This is a genomic window from Streptomyces sp. NPDC059989 (genome assembly GCF_042736975.1).
Classification (GTDB): domain Bacteria; phylum Actinomycetota; class Actinomycetes; order Streptomycetales; family Streptomycetaceae; genus Streptomyces.
The window spans coordinates 53,761-68,242 of sequence record NZ_JBHWUO010000029.1; the positions used below are offsets into that span (position 1 = coordinate 53,761).

At 72.7% G+C, this 14,482-nt stretch carries 11 protein-coding genes; 8 read left to right on the forward strand and 3 right to left on the reverse strand.

Features of this window, described 5'->3' with window-relative positions; all coding sequences use genetic code 11:
- Window positions 1-33: 33 nt before the first annotated feature.
- The 5 genes from gntD (at window position 34) to ACFWBN_RS24880 (ending at window position 7,209) form a co-directional block, all read left to right on the forward strand.
- Complete coding sequence (gene gntD / locus ACFWBN_RS24860; protein WP_385179121.1) at window positions 34-1,029, forward strand: guanitoxin biosynthesis L-enduracididine beta-hydroxylase GntD; 996 nt, start codon at window positions 34-36, stop codon at window positions 1,027-1,029.
- 57 nt (window positions 1,030-1,086) lie between these two features.
- A complete protein-coding gene (locus ACFWBN_RS24865; RefSeq protein WP_385179122.1) occupies window positions 1,087-2,313 on the forward strand; it encodes an ATP-grasp domain-containing protein in 1,227 nt (408 codons plus the stop codon).
- Window positions 2,310-4,142 carry a hypothetical protein gene (locus ACFWBN_RS24870; protein WP_385179124.1) on the forward strand — a complete coding sequence of 611 codons (1,833 nt, stop codon included), beginning with the start codon at window positions 2,310-2,312 and terminating at the stop codon, window positions 4,140-4,142. Before ACFWBN_RS24865 ends, ACFWBN_RS24870 begins: the two co-directional genes overlap by 4 nt.
- Entirely contained in the window at window positions 4,139-5,392 is a 1,254-nt protein-coding gene (locus ACFWBN_RS24875) for an MFS transporter (protein ID WP_385179128.1), read from the forward strand. Before ACFWBN_RS24870 ends, ACFWBN_RS24875 begins: the two co-directional genes overlap by 4 nt.
- Before the next feature lie 323 nt (window positions 5,393-5,715).
- Entirely contained in the window at window positions 5,716-7,209 is a 1,494-nt protein-coding gene (locus tag ACFWBN_RS24880; protein ID WP_385179196.1) for an FUSC family protein, read from the forward strand.
- On the opposite strand, the gene ACFWBN_RS24885 is transcribed toward ACFWBN_RS24880, so the two are convergent.
- Window positions 7,199-9,490, reverse strand: coding sequence for a HelD family protein (locus ACFWBN_RS24885; RefSeq protein ID WP_385179129.1), 2,292 nt, complete (start codon window positions 9,488-9,490; stop codon window positions 7,199-7,201). The genes ACFWBN_RS24880 and ACFWBN_RS24885 overlap by 11 nt on opposite strands.
- A gap of 141 nt (window positions 9,491-9,631) precedes the next feature.
- Here ACFWBN_RS24885 and ACFWBN_RS24890 point away from each other — a divergent pair, with 141 nt between their 5' ends.
- The 3 genes from ACFWBN_RS24890 to ACFWBN_RS24900 all read left to right on the forward strand — a co-directional run bounded on the left by ACFWBN_RS24890 (window position 9,632) and on the right by ACFWBN_RS24900 (window position 12,704).
- Window positions 9,632-10,207: a GNAT family N-acetyltransferase gene (locus ACFWBN_RS24890; RefSeq protein WP_385179131.1), complete on the forward strand. Its 576-nt coding sequence runs from the start codon at window positions 9,632-9,634 to the stop codon at window positions 10,205-10,207.
- 226 nt (window positions 10,208-10,433) lie between these two features.
- Window positions 10,434-11,582 carry a nitric oxide synthase oxygenase gene (locus ACFWBN_RS24895; RefSeq protein ID WP_385179133.1) on the forward strand — a complete coding sequence of 383 codons (1,149 nt, stop codon included), beginning with the start codon at window positions 10,434-10,436 and terminating at the stop codon, window positions 11,580-11,582.
- Between the two features lie 54 nt (window positions 11,583-11,636).
- Entirely contained in the window at window positions 11,637-12,704 is a 1,068-nt protein-coding gene (locus tag ACFWBN_RS24900) for a lactonase family protein (protein ID WP_385179135.1), read from the forward strand.
- Between the two features lie 78 nt (window positions 12,705-12,782).
- Here ACFWBN_RS24900 and ACFWBN_RS24905 read toward each other — a convergent pair whose 3' ends face one another.
- Window positions 12,783-13,697: a sirohydrochlorin chelatase gene (locus tag ACFWBN_RS24905; protein WP_385179137.1), complete on the reverse strand. Its 915-nt coding sequence runs from the start codon at window positions 13,695-13,697 to the stop codon at window positions 12,783-12,785.
- A gap of 96 nt (window positions 13,698-13,793) precedes the next feature.
- Window positions 13,794-14,480 (reverse strand): uracil-DNA glycosylase, encoded by a 687-nt coding sequence (locus tag ACFWBN_RS24910; RefSeq protein ID WP_385179139.1) that lies wholly within the window; start codon window positions 14,478-14,480, stop codon window positions 13,794-13,796.
- Window positions 14,481-14,482: the final 2 nt, after the last annotated feature.

Consider the following 14,482-nt stretch of genomic DNA (forward strand, 5'->3'; position numbering starts at 1 on the left):
CCGCAGAACTCCCGCGAAACGGAAGGCCTACCCATGCCCACAATGACGCAGGCCAGTCCTTGGGACTTGCGCCACCACATACTCGACCTGTCCGAACGAGACGCGTACGCCGCCCGCGAGCTGGCCGAGCGGTGCGCGAAGGAGTTCAAGACGGCTGACGATCCCAAGTTCCTCGACGAGGCGCCGGTCATCGCCCACGACCTGCCCCTGGCCGTACGCCGGCACCTCAACGCCGCGCGCCGGGACGAGAACACGCACACGACCGTGATCCGCGGCAACGTCCTCGACCAGACGGCCCTGGGCGCCACCCCGGGCCACTGGAGCGAGGCCGACACCGAGTCGAGCCAGACCTACGGCTGCCTGCTCGTCCTCTACTCCGCCCTCCTCGGCGACGTCATCGGCTGGGCGACCCAGCAGTCGGGCCGGCTGGTGACGGACGTCCTCCCGAGCCGGGGCTACGAACACAGCCTGGTGTCCGCGTCCAGCGAGCTCGAACTGGCCTGGCACACCGAGGACGCCTTCTCGCCCCACCGCGCGGACTGGGTCGGCCTCCTCGCGCTGCGCAACGCGGCCGAGGTCCCCACCACCGTCTCGCACGTCGACGTCCGGCGCGTGCCCGAGAACATCGCGAAGGTCCTCGCGCAGCCCCGCTTCGTCCCCATCCCCGACGCCTCGCACGAATTCGCCGAACACGAGCCGGAGATGGACCCCGTCCCGGTCCTGGGCGGCCACCCCGACTGCCCCGTGCTGCGCATCGACCGCGACTACTTCCGCGCGCAGGACCAGGACGCCGAGGCGGCCGAGGCCCTGGCCTGGATCGTGGACCACCTCGACGCCAATCTCACCGACGTCTTCATCCGCACCGGCGACGTCTGCTTCGTCGACAACCGCAACGTCGTGCACGGGCGCCGCCCGTTCCGCGCCGGATTCGACGGATCGGACCGCTGGCTCAAGCGCGTCAACATCGTCCGCGACCTGCGGCGCACCCGGCCGGGGCGCCTCGACGGAACGACCCGCGTCATCGGCTGACAGGCCGAGCCCAACACCGCCACGCACAGCACACCCAGATCACCCGAGGAACCCGACATGACCTCCCAGACCACCCGCCCCGTCGTACTGCTGGTGGAGAGCCGCCGGGCGACGTTCACCGACAGCGTGCTGAGCCGCGACGACGTCACGGTCGTGCTGCTGCGCTTCGACTCCGTGGAGCTGACCCCGGAATACGTCGAACGCACCGCGCACATCCCCACGTTCACCCTGGCGACCGCCGCCCCGCTGGAGGCCGAGGCGGCCCGGTACCTGAGCTGGATCGCGGAAGCCGGGGTCCTGCCGGAGTACTTCTGCAACCCGAACGAGGCACTCCAGGCGGACGCCCAGCGCTTCGCCGCGCTCGTCGGCCTGCCGCACCTCGACCAGGAGCAGGTCGCCTGGGTGCGCAACAAGATGTCCATGAAGGACCGCTACGCCGAACTGGGCATTCCGCACGCGGCGTACCGGCCCGTGGACGCCCTGGAGGACGTCGAGGCGTTCGCCGCCGATCACGGCTGGCCGGTCGTGCTCAAGCCGATCGACTCCGACTCCTGCATCGCCACGTACCGGATCGGATCGACGGACGAACTGGCGGCCATTCCGCCCCTCGACCCCAAGCTGGAGTGGATGGTCGAGCAGTTCATCAGCGGCCGCGAGTTCCAGCTCTGCGCCGTCGTGGCACGGGGGCAGGTGGTCGACGCGTACCTGTCCAAGAACCCGCGGCCGATCCTCGAAGTCCTCGACGGTGCCATCAACGCCAACATCACGTACGCGCCGAGCGAGCAGCTTCCCGTCGACGCCAAGGCACTGGCCCAGCAACTCACCGACGGCCTGGGCATTCCCCACGGATACCTGCACGGCGAGTTCTTCCTCACCGACGAGGGCGAGTTCTTCATGAGCGAGGTCGCGGCCCGGCTCAGCGGCTGCGAAGTGCCCATGAACCACGGTCTCGCCTACGGCTTCGACTTCCTCCACGTCATCCTCGACACCTACCTCGACCGGGTTCCGGTACCCGCGTACACCAAGGACCGCGCCGTCGGCGACCTGCTCCTGCCCATCCGGCCCGGAAAGCTCCTCCACATCAGCACCGAGGAGGAACTGCGCCGGCTGCCCGGCGTCCTCGGCGCCCACCTCACCGCGGCCCCCGGCGACCTGCTCGACCCCCCGCGGGCCTCGCACGCCAGCACCGGCTACGTCCACGTCGAAGGCGCCACCGCGGACGAGGTCGAGCAGCGCATGTACGCGGTGCTCGACCACTTCGAGCTGAAGGTGGAAGAGGCGTGAGCGGGCCGGAGCGCGGCGCGCTGTTCGTCGCCTGCGAGACGCTGCGGGACTTCGACGAGGCCGTGGCCCGGCTCCTTTCCGACGACCGGGACGCCGAGCCGATCCCGGTGTGGAGCGGGGACCGTCCCGAACTGCTTCGAGGGATCTCCCTGGCGGAGCAGGTGTACGACAGCCGACGCGCCCCGGCCCCCAGCACCACCGGGGTCGTCATCGGCGGGCCGCTGCCCGAGCCGCTTCGGCGCCTCGCGGAACCCCTGGCCCGCTCCTGGGTGGCCGACGTGTCCGACCTGCCCGACTCCGGTTCCGTGCTCCTCGTCGGCGCGTACGCGGATCTGCGCTCCGACGCCGTACAGGAGGTCATCGACCGGGCCCACGCGCAGGACCGCCCGCTGTTCGTGCTCACCGGCCGCGATGTGCACACCCTCAGCTGGATGGTCGCCAAGCAGTACGGCAAGGTCGTACCGCACGGCGAGGTGGGGATGATCTCGGAACTGGACACGCTGGCGCCGGTACCCGGCACGGTCTGGCTCGGCGCCGAAGAGGTACGGCACCAGGACGTCCAGAGCATCGCTCTCGGCCGCGTCTGGAGCCGGGTCCTGTTCCACGGCAACGGCAAGGACGACCAGCTCAACCTGGGCCAGTTCACCCTGTGCGGGCTGAGCCCGGCCGGCGAGCGGCAGCCCGGCGCGGACGGCCCCAAGTGCGCGTACGGGCTGGGCTGCCCCAAACCGGAGGACAAGCTCATCCCCGCGCGGCACATCCGCGCCGCGGAACTGGTCCTGGGCAACTGTTTCAGCGGCCCGCTGTCCGACCACGCGATGTACGACCCGAAGTACGTGATCCTGCTCGACGCGCTGGACGGTCCCGCACAGACCGTCGTCGCCACCCTCACGGCCTGCGACGCCCAGCGCCCGGAGAACCTCGCCTGGCTCACCGACACCGCCTCCCGGGGCAGTGCGGCCGGCGCGATCAACGAACGGCTCACGGACATCAACCCGTACCCGTCCTTCGTCCAGATCGGGCTGCAGTCCTCCGGGCTCACCGAGCAGCCCGCGCCGGTACAGGAGGAGCAGGAGACGGCGGACGCGGCCCTGCACACCCTGGGAGCCCGGCTGTCCGGCCTGCTCGACAGCGGCCTGCTGAACGAGGAGTACCCGCTGCGGCCCCGGCTGCGGCAGCTCGCGGACACCGTACTGCGCGATGCCGTGCGGACCGTGCTGCTGTCGCCGCCGGACGGCGGCGCGGCCCTGTCCGCGATCGCGGCCGAGACGAAATCGCTCGACCTGGCACTGGCCCAGCGGATCGCCAAGCACCACGACGACCCCGTGCTGCAGTTCCCCACGTACTTCGGGGAGCGCAGTGTCGCCGAGGAGCCCGTGGACCTCGACTGGCCGTGCACCTGCGGCAGGCCCCTGCGCAGCTACACCCGCCGGGGCCGGGTCCCGGTCGTCACCGACACCGTCCAGGCGGTGTGCGCGCGCTGCGGCGACGTGGTGAACTCCCACGACGACGCGCCGGAACTCCACGTGAAGTCGGCCGAGCGGACCGCGCCCGGAGAGAGTCTGCACATCGTGGTCGAGGCGGTGCCGCTCCGCGCGGGCACCGTGAACATGGGGATCGTGCTGCCCATGTACCTCGACGCCCGGGTGCGGCCCGCGCTGCGCCGGGCGCAGGTCGCGGCGGGAGAGACCGCCCGCGCCGAGTTCGAGATCGAGATGGCGCCCGGGGCCACACCGCAGGCCTACTACTTCACCCCCTACGCCGTACAGGACCTGGGGATTTCCACTCGTCGCGTGCACTTCACCCTGGCCGGGAGCCCCACCCCGTGAGTCGTTCCCTCACCGACAACGTGTCTCTGGCGCCGCTGCGGCACCGCAACTTCCGGCGGCTCGCCGCGGGGCGGCTGCTCATGTACTTCGCCAACTCGATGGCGCCGATCGTGCTCGCCTTCGCCGTACTCGACCTCACCGGCTCCACGACCGACCTCGGCATCGTGGTGGGGGCCCGGTCGCTCGCCAACGTCGTGCTCCTCCTCCTCGGCGGAGTCATCGCCGACCGGGTCTCCCGCACGCTGATCCTGCAGGGGTCGGCCGCCGCGGCCGCATGCGTCCAGGGGGCCATCGCCCTCAGCGTGCTGCTCGGATTCACCTCGATCCCCCTGCTGATCGTGCTCAGCGTCCTGAACGGCGCACTCGCCGCACTGTCCTTCCCGGCATCGGCGGCCATGACCCCGCAGACCGTGCCCGCCGAAACGCTCCGCCCGGCCAACGCCCTGATGAGGATGGGCATCAACATCGGCATGATCATCGGTGCCTCGCTCGGCGGCATCGTCGTCGCCCTGCTCGGCCCCGGGTGGGGGCTCGTCTGCAACGCCGTCGCCTTCCTCGTGGCAGCCCTGTGCTTCCTCGGGATCAAAGTGGAGGCCGCGGAGACCGATCCGGCCGAACGGTCCCATCCGATTCGCGAACTCCGCGAGGGATGGCGGGAGTTCACCTCCCGCACCTGGGTGTGGGTGGTGGTGCTCCAGTTCATGGTGGTGAACGCGGTCGTCGCCGGCGGCATCCAGGTCCTCGGCCCCACCGTGGCGGACGACACCTTCGGCCGTACCGCCTGGGGAGTGGTGCTCGCCGCACAGATGGCGGGAGCGGTGGTCGGCGGCTTCCTCGCCGCCCGCTCGCGGCACCGCCACGCGCTGCGCATCGGCGTGGCCGTCGTGGCCTTCGAGGCACTCCCGCTGGTCGTTCTCGCCGAGGCACCGGGAGCCCTGCTGCTGAGCCTGGCGATGTTCGTGAACGGGATCGCCCTCGAACAGTTCGGGGTGGCCTGGGACGTCTCGCTCCAGGAGCACATCCCGGCCGACCGCCTGGCCCGCGTGTACTCCTACGACGCGCTCGGGTCGTTCATCGCGCTGCCGATCGGCGAAATGGCCGCCGGCCCGGTGACCGGCCTGATCGGCAGGGAGACCACCCTGCTGGCCGGCGCCGTCCTGGTGGCGGCGGCCACGGCCGCGGCCCTGTGCAGCCGGGACCTGAGAAACCTCACCTCCAAGCCGCCCGCCCCCGTCGAGCAGCCTGCCTGACGGCCCGGGGCCCCACCACGGCGCGGGAGGTCAGCGCCGGCAGCATGCCGCCACTTCGGTCCGTTGGCCCCCTCATGGCCGAAGATCGCGGCTCTTCGCTGTACCAATGGCCCAGTGGTACGGGGCCCGGTTGAGCCATTGCCCCCGCAGATGCTTATCTGTGTCGTATCCATGTACTTACGGCGCCGCGCAGCGCCGGACGGCAACGAGGCCGGATCCGGAGCGCGGCGCCTTCGCCGTGCCCGTACGCCGCCCACCACCCCCGGGCGGCCGCCGGCCGGCGCGCACCACTGCAAGGGGGGCGGCACACCGCCGTGAAGAGGATGTTCGTGGCTCCGGATCCGGGGCGTATGAGACTCAGGAACTCGGCCCGCGCGGTCGTCGGCGTCTGCGCCGCCGTCGCCCTCGCCGAGCTGTGCGGCCTCTCCCTGACCGCCTCCATCACCGGGGGCCTGGCGGCCCTGCTGGCCCTCTTCACCGTGCTCGACGCGACCGTCCGCGCCCAGCGGGCCACCACCGCCCTGCTGCCACTGGCCGGCTTCCCCGTCCTGGCGCTGGCCACCACCCTGCACGGGGTGCCGCTCGCCCGTGACGCCGCCTTCCTCGCCGTCGTGTTCGCCGGGGTCTACGCCCGCCGCTTCGGCCCGCGCGGGCACGCCCTCGGGATCTTCGGCTTCATGATGTTCTTCGTCACCCAGTTCCTGCACGCCCAGCCCGGGCAGCTGCCCGAGCTCTACGCCGCCGTCGGGCTGGCGCTCCTCGCCGCCGGGGCCGTGCGCTTCCTCCTGTGGCCCATCGAGCGGCGCACCCCGCCCGCCGCCGCCCCGCCCGGGCTGCCGGGCACGGGGCTCGCCCGGCCCACCACCCGCCAGGCCTTCCAGGCCACCGCCGCCTGCGCCTTCGCGCTCGGCATCGGCCAGGCGCTCTCCGAGGACCGCTGGTACTGGGCCGTCGGCACCGCCTGGTGGATCTTCGTCAACACCGCCTCCCGCGGCGAGACCCTCGTCCGCGGCTTCCGCCGGGTCCTCGGCACCGTCCTCGGCATCGCCGCCGGGCTGCTGATCGCCGTACCCCTGCACGGCGCGCCCCTGCCCACCGCCGTACTCGTCGCCGTGTGCGTCTTCGGGATCTTCTACACCGCGGCCCCCTCGTACTCCTGGATGATGTTCTTCGTCACCGTCATGGCGGGGCTGCTCTACGGACTCCTCGGCGTGCTCCACCCCGGCCTGCTGGTCCTGCGCTTCCAGGAGACCGCGATCGGGGCGATCGGCGCCGCCCTCGCCGTCGTGATCATCCTCCCGGTGACCACGCACGGCGCCAACGACGCCTGGATCCAGCGCGCTCTGCACTGCGTACGGGCCTCCACCGCGGCCTCCCTCGACCGGCTCGCCGGGAACCCCGACGCCGACCCGGCCCCCCACGCCGCCGAGCTGGAACTGCTGCTGGGCCGCGTACGGATGGCGCTCGCGCCCCTCGTCCACCCGCTGAGCCCGCTGCGCGCCCGCAAGGCCCGGGCCCGGCAGGTCCTGGCCCTGCTCGACGACTGCGCCCGGGAGGTGCGCGGCCTGGTGGCGGTCGCCGCCGACCCGCAGGCCTCGCACGACGCCCGGCTGGCCGCCGCCTGCTGGCGCGTGGAGGCCGCCGTGGAAGCCCTGACCGCCCCGCGGAGCACACCGGAACCCGAGCCCCCGGTGCTGCCCCGCCCGGCCCCCGCGGAGCCGGCCCTCGCCCACCTGCACGGCCTCGAGCACGCCCTCGTCGCACTCGCGGCCCCGCTGCGCACCGACCCGCGGGCCCCGCTCGTCATCAGCGCCTGAGCAGACCCTCCGGGCCCAGCCCCGCCGGCAGCAGGCCCTCGGTGTGCACCACCCCGAGGGCCTGGGTGGCCCGGGTCAGCGCCACGTACAGGTCGCTCGGCTGGAGCTCGGCCGGCTCCACCACGATCACCGTGTCGAACTCCAGCCCCTTGGCCTGACGCGGATCCAGGAGGACGACCTCCCGGGTCAGATCCGGCTCCGCACCCGCCCGTACTCCCGGCAGTACGGCGGCCAGGGCCCCGTGCAGCGCGCGCGGCGCGATCACCGCGAGCCGCCCTTCGGCCGGCCGCTCCCGCTCCACCGCCTCCCCGACCGCCCCCGCCAGGTCACCGGTCGCCCGCGCCCACGGCAGCACCCCGGTGGACCGCACCGAGCTGGGCGGTTCGAAGCCGGGATCGCGGGACCGCAGCACGGATGCCGCCACCTCCATGATCTCGGCGGGCGTACGGTAGTTGACCCCCAGCCGGACCAGCTCCCAGCGCTCGCCCACGTACCGCCCGAGGATCCGCTCCCACGATCCGCACCCCGCCTCGTCGGCGGTCTGCGCGGGATCGCCGACCAGCGTCATCGACCGGGTCGGGCAGCGCCGCATCAGCAGCCGCCACGCCATCTCCGACAGCTCCTGCGCCTCGTCCACGATGACGTGCCCGAAGGCCCAGGTGCGGTCGGCCGCGGCCCGCTCGGCCGCGCTGCGGTGGTCGGCCTCCTCGTGCCGCTCGGCCATCCGCTCCGCGTCGATGATGTCGTGCGCCGCGAGGTACTCGTTCTCCTCGTCCTCGAACTCGTAGGACTCCGAGCCCTGCGACAGGTCCAGCACCCCCTGGGCGTAGGCGATGCCCTGCTGCCGCTCCCGCTCCTCGGCGGCGCGCCGGGCGCTGTCGTCCTCCCCGAGCAGCTCGGCGGCCTCGTCCAGCAGGGGCACGTCGGCCGGGGTCCAGTCGGGGCGCGCCGACGGCTCGCGCCGGATCAGCTCCGCCTCGCGCGCGGGCAGGTGCGTGGGCTCCGCCAGGAAGTCGGTGATCAGCTGCTGCGGGGTCAGGGAGGGCCACAGCGAGTCGATCGCGGCGTGCACGGCCGGGCTCATCGCGATCTCCTTGCCCAACTGGGCGACGTCGTCCGAGCCGAGCAGGTTCGGGCCGCCGTACGGATCGGCACCCAGCCGGTCGGCGAGCTGCGCCGTGAGCGCGTCGATGATCCGGAAGGCGAAGGCGGGCCGGGCCTGGTTGTGCGGCATCCCCGTGGCCCGGGCCCGGTCGCGCGCCTCGTACGCCATGGTGCGGTCCAGCAGCAGGGTGCCGTAGTCGTCGTGGTCGATCTCCAGCGCGGGCTCGGGGACCGTGTCGTACTCCTCGCCGCTGTCCGCGGGCGTGGCCTCCGGCAGGCACTGCCGGTCGGCGACGACCCGGGCCAAGACGTCCGCCATCGTCGCCCGGCCCTTCACCGCGGTGGCGCCGGGGCGGTCGGTTCCGGTCGCGTGGACCCCGGGGAACAGCTCGCCGGGGGTCGCGAGCAGCACCCCCGTCTCGCCGAGCGCCGGCAGCACCCCGCCGATGTAGCCCAGGAACGCCGGGCCCGGGCCGACGATCAGGACTCCGCGCTTGGCGAGCTGCTCCCGGTGGGCGTAGAGGAGGTACGCCGCGCGGTGCAGCGCGACCGCCGTCTTTCCGGTGCCCGGACCGCCCTCGACGACCAGGACGCCGCGGTGCGGGGAGCGGATGACGCGGTCCTGTTCCGCCTGGATGGTCCGCACGATGTCGTGCATCCGGCCGGTCCGGGCGGCGTCGAGCGCGGCGAGCAGCACGGCGTCCGCGTCGGCGCCTTCGTGCCCGGTGCGCTCCGTGTCCGTCAGGTCCAGGATCTCGTCGTGCAGGGCGGTGACCACCCGCCCACGGCTGCTGATGTGCCGGCGGCGGCGCAGCCCCATGGGGGTGTGGCCGGTGGCCAGGTAGAAGGGGCGGGCCACGTCCGCCCGCCAGTCCAGGACCAGGGGGGTGCGCTCCGCGTCGTCCGCGCGGATTCCGAGCCGGCCGATGTGGTGGTCACGGCCGTCGGAGAACTCCAGACGGCCGAAACACAGGCCGTTCTCACCCGCATTCAGCGCGGAGAGCAGGCCGGACTGCTCGGCGACCTGGACTTCGCGCTCCAGGCGCTCCTGAAATCCGTTCCCGACCTGGCGCAGGGCCCCCTTGAGCGCGTGTTCGGCCTGGTCACGCAGGTGGTCGAGGCGCAGATAGAGGTCCGTGACGAATTGCTGCTCTTTCCGGAATTCCTCGGTTGACAATTGCACTCCTGCCGCGATACAGTGTCCTCGTAAGCTGGTTCACGTCTTCGTTTATGGCGAAGTCATGAACCAATCAATATACGCTCTCTCTTCCCTCGGCAGCGAATTCGGCCGGGGGATTTTTTGCGTACCGTGGTTCTCATGACCACCGCACACGGCTCTGCCGACGGCATCGTCTACCGCCTCGCCCGCCCCGAGGACGCGGGTGCCATCGAGGCCCTGGACGGCTCCTTCACCACCGCCACGGTCTTCGAGGTGGCCGCCTCCGGAGCCGGCTTCACGCTCCGGGAGGTCCCCGCGGACCCACCGGTGTACAAGGAGTTCCCGCCCGAGGAGCACGACGAGCAGGGGCTCGGCCGCGGCTCCGGCGCGGACGGGGACGCCCGCACCTACGTGGCCCTGGACGACGGGCGGCTGTGCGGCTTCGTCGCCGCCGGCTACGCCGCCTGGAACCGACGCCTCACGATCGAGGACATCGAGGTCGCACCGGACCACCGGGGTCGCGGCATCGGCCGTGCGCTGATGGAGTACGCGGCCGAGTTCGCCCGTGAACGGGGCGCCGAGCACCTCTGGTTGGAGGTCAGCTCCGTCAACGCCCCCGCCGTGCACGCCTATCGGCGCATGGGCTTCACCCTCTGCGGCCTCGACACCACCCTGTACGGCGGCACGCCGGCCGTCGGAGAGCAGGCGCTGTTCATGAGCAGGCCCTGCCGCTGACCCGCTACGGGGACAGTCGGGTGGGGCCAACTCCCGGACTGCGGCGGATCGTACGCCCTGCCGGCAGCGGCCCGCAGTCCGATCCGCGAAGATCACTCGGAGGAGTGTTCCGGGCGCGCCATCCGTACGCCGCTGACCTGCGGCATGTACAACGGGTGATTGTTCATTGCACATTCATCCGGCATGTACAGGGTGGATCTGGTCGGACAGGGGGTAACCGCCCGGAATGGAAATACTTCAACAGCGCTCCACCACCGCTCAGGTGTGGGAAGCGGCCGAGGAGTTCATCCGACTCTTCCACAGGGAGCACGCCGACGCCGGTGATCCGCGTGCCCGGCTCGCCGCCGTGCGGGCCGAGCTCGCGGAGACCGGCACCTACCGGCACACCCCCGAGGAGCTGGTCCACGGGGCCCGTGTGGCCTGGCGCAACAGCAACCGCTGCATAGGCAGGCTGTATTGGAACTCCCTGCGGGTCCGTGACCGCCGCGGGCTCACCGACGCCGACACCATCGCCGCCGAATGCTTCGAGCACCTGCGCGAGGCGACCAACGGCGGCCGGGTCCGGCCCACGATCACGGTCTTCGCCCCCGACACCCCGGAGCGACCGGGTCCGTTGATCTGGAGCGAGCAGCTCGTCCGCTACGCGGGCTACGGGGACCATCCCTCCGTCACCGTCGGCGACGCCCGCAACGCCCCGCTCACCGAGGCCCTGCTCCGGCTCGGCTGGCCCGGCGGCGCCGGCACCCCCTTCGACCTCCTCCCGCTGGTGGTCCAGGGGGTCGACGACAAGCCCCGCTGGTTCGACACCCCCGCGGACGCCGTGAGGGAGGTGCCGATCGAGCACCCCGACGGTGACGGGGGCGGCGACGGCTGGGCGGACTGGGGCCTGCGCTGGCACGCCGTGCCCGCCATCTCCAACATGTGCCTGGAGATCGGCGGCATCCACTACCCGGCCGCCCCGTTCAACGGCTGGTACATGGGCACCGAGATAGGCGCCCGCAACCTCGCCGACACCGACCGCTACAACCTCCTGCCCGCCGTCGCCCGCCGGCTCGGCCTGGACACCACCAGCGACCGCTCGCTCTGGAAGGACCGTGCGCTCGTCGAGCTCAACCGGGCGGTCCTGCACTCCTTCGACCGTGCCGGAGTCACCATCGCCGACCACCACACCGAATCGCGCCGGTTCCTCTCCCACATGGCGCGGGAGGAGCGCAAGGGCCGCGACGTGGGGGCGGACTGGTCCTGGATCGTGCCGCCGATCTCCGGCTCCGCGACCCCGGTCTTCCACCGCACGTACGAGGACCGCCCGAGCAGCACGGCCTACGTCCACCATCCCGGTGCGCAGGAACGGGCCCAGGGGCGGGACTTGGTCTAGACCTTCTGTTACGGTCGGCAGCGAACGGATCCGGAACGGCGGAGAGGGCATCCCGTGGGCGGCGCGGACAGTACGGACCAGAGCGGCGGACACCGGGCCTACATCGGCTCGTTCACCTCGGGGGGCGGCCGCGGCATCACCACCGCGGCCGTGGATCCGGCAACGGGGGAGCTGAGCCCGCTCACCGCGACCGGCGTCCTCCCCGATCCCTCGTACCTCGCCGTCGCCCGCGACACCGGCGTGCTCTACGCGGTGAGCGAGGCTGAACAGGGGGCGGTGGCCGCCTTCGAGCCCACCGCCGAGGGCCTCTCCCCGCTCGGCGCACCCGCGCGCGTCGGCGGCTCCGGTCCCACCCACCTCAGCCTGGCCGGGCGCCGGCTGCTCACCGCCAACTACACCTCCGGCAGCGTCAGCAGCCTCCCCCTCGCCGCCGACGGCAGCCCGGCCGGTCCCGCCTCCGTCCTCACCCACCAGGGATCCGGCACCGATGCCGAGCGGCAGGACCGGTCGCACGCCCATCAGGTGCTGCCCGACCCGACCGGCCGCTGGGTGCTCAGCGTGGACCTGGGCACCGATTCCGTACGGGTCTGCGCGCTGGACGCGGCGACCGGGGAACTGCGGGTGCACGCCGAGACCGCCCTGTCGGCCGGGACCGGCCCCCGCCACCTCGCCTTCCACCCGGACGGCACGGTCGTCTACGTCCTGCACGAGCTGGTGCCGCAGCTGACCGTCTGCCGCTGGGATCCGACCTCCGGGCAGCTGGAACCGGTCGGAGAGGTTCCGGTCGCCTCGGAGGGCCCTTCAGGGGCCGCACGGGCCTATCCCTCGGCGGTCGTCGCCTCACCCGACGGGCGCTTCGTCTGGGCCGCGATCCGCGGGGCGGACACCATCGCCACCCTCTCCCTCGCCGGAGGGGCCGAGAAGCCCCGGCTCACCGGCACCGTGGCCTGCGGCGGCAGCTGGCCGCGCGATCTCGCCGTCGACCCCTCGGGGCGCAGGCTCTACGCGGCCAACGAGCACTCGGGGGACGTGTCCTGGTTCGACGTGGACCCGCAGACCGGGCACCCGCGCAAGGCCGGCTCGGTGGCGGTGCCCGCCGCGACCTGCGTGGTCTTCTGCTGAGCGCGTACGCACAACGCACGTAAGAGGGCCCGCCCCCCGGAGTTCGGGGGGGCGGGCCCTCTTACGTGCGACGTGCGGTCAGTGCGCAGAGGCGCCCTGGGTGATCCCGAGCGCCGCGGAGTACTGCGCGACGGCCAGCTTGCCGAGCGCCCCGTAGGCGCCGAGCACCTCGGAGGCGGCGCAGTCGGCCTCCTTGCACGCGGTGTCCAGCAGCCCCTCGGCGGCCTCCGGGCCGATCAGGTACGGGGCGAGCGCGAGCTGCGTGGAGCCCTCGCGGCGCAGCTGCTCGGCGACGGCGGCCACCGAGCCCTCCTCGTCCAGCGCGGCCGCCTTCACGGGGACGGCGAGCCGGGCGGCGAGCAGCATGCCGGTGATCCCGGCGGCCTGCACGGCCTCCTCGCCACCGGTGGTGGCCAGCACGATGCCGTCGGCGGTGGTGGTCACGGTGAACAGCCGCGCGCGGTCGGCGCGGGCCAGGCCCGCCTCCGACAGCCGCACGTGCAGGCCCTCGGCGAGCAGCGGGTGCGGGCCGAGTACGTCGGCCAGCTCGGCGGCGGCCGAGGAGTCCATCAGCGCCTGGCGGACCCGGCGGAGCAGATCGCCGTCCGGACCGGCCAGCAGGGGCACGACCACGGCGTCGGGGCCGGTCGGCGCGGGCACCTCGTGGCCGGCGGCGCGGGCGAACTCCGCACGCGCGGCACGCTCGGTCGCGACGGCCGTCAGCACGCCCGACAGGGACGGGAACTCGGAGTGGTCGTCACCGTCGAGGAAGCCGATGCGGGCGTCGAGGCCCGGCAGCTCGGAACGGCCGATGCTGATGATCTCTTCCGCCAGCCCCCGCGAGGCGGCCGAGGGGGCACCGGGCACGGCGAGCACCAGCGCGGGCGCGCCCTCGGGCGCCGCCGCGGGCTCGGGCCGGCGGTGCCGTCCGGTCTGGCGGGGTCGCGGCATTCGTACGGGCAGGCCATTTGCGGGCCCAGTGGGGGAGCTCATGGCGCCGCATGCTACTGGCTTATCGGAACCGGGTGTTCGGGCAGGGCCTCATCGCGTGGCATCTGTCCGTATTTATCCGGTGAATTGGAGATACCTTCAACTGACGGACGGCAAGCGCCAGTCCACAGGCTGTGCACCCTGGCTCACCAGCAGGTCGTTGGTCCTGCTGAAGGGCCGGGAGCCGAAGAACCCGTAGTCGGCGGACTTGGGGGAGGGGTGGGAGGACTCCACCACCGGCAGGTCGCCGAGCAGCGGCCGCAGATTGCGGGCCGCCCGGCCCCAGAGGATGGAGACCAGCGGTGTGCCGCGCGCCGCGAGGGCCCGGATGGCCTGGTCGGTGACGGCCTCCCAGCCCTTGCCCTGGTGCGCGTTCGACCGGCGGGGCGCGGTCGTCAGCGATCGGTTCAGCAGCAGCACGCCCTGCCGGGTCCACGGGGTGAGGTCGCCGTTCGCGGGGCGGCCCGTGCCGAGGTCCCGGTGCAGTTCCAGGAAGATGTTGTCGAGGCTGGGCGGCACCGGCCGTACCTCGGGGGCCACCGAGAAGGACAGGCCGACCGCGTGTCCGGGGGTGGGGTAGGGGTCCTGGCCGACGATGAGGACCTTGACCTCGTCGAAGGGTTGCTGGAAGGCGCGCAGGACATTGGCCCCGGCGGGGACGTAGGTCCTCCCCGCCGAGATCTCCGCGCGCAGGAAGTCGCCCATCGCGGCGATCTGCCCCGCAACCGGCTCCAGAGCCCGGGCCCAGCCCGGCTCGACGATCTCGTTCAACGGTCGTGCTGCCACGG

Coding starts and splice junctions, on each gene's coding strand:
- ACFWBN_RS24880 (WP_385179196.1), top strand. CDS start 5,716: ATGTTCGTGGCTCCGGATCCGGGGCGTATGAGACTCAGGAACTCGGCC.
- ACFWBN_RS24895 (WP_385179133.1), top strand. CDS start 10,434: ATGGAAATACTTCAACAGCGCTCCACCACCGCTCAGGTGTGGGAAGCG.
- gntD (WP_385179121.1), top strand. CDS start 34: ATGCCCACAATGACGCAGGCCAGTCCTTGGGACTTGCGCCACCACATA.
- ACFWBN_RS24905 (WP_385179137.1), bottom strand. CDS start 13,697: ATGAGCTCCCCCACTGGGCCCGCAAATGGCCTGCCCGTACGAATGCCG.
- ACFWBN_RS24865 (WP_385179122.1), top strand. CDS start 1,087: ATGACCTCCCAGACCACCCGCCCCGTCGTACTGCTGGTGGAGAGCCGC.
- ACFWBN_RS24890 (WP_385179131.1), top strand. CDS start 9,632: ATGACCACCGCACACGGCTCTGCCGACGGCATCGTCTACCGCCTCGCC.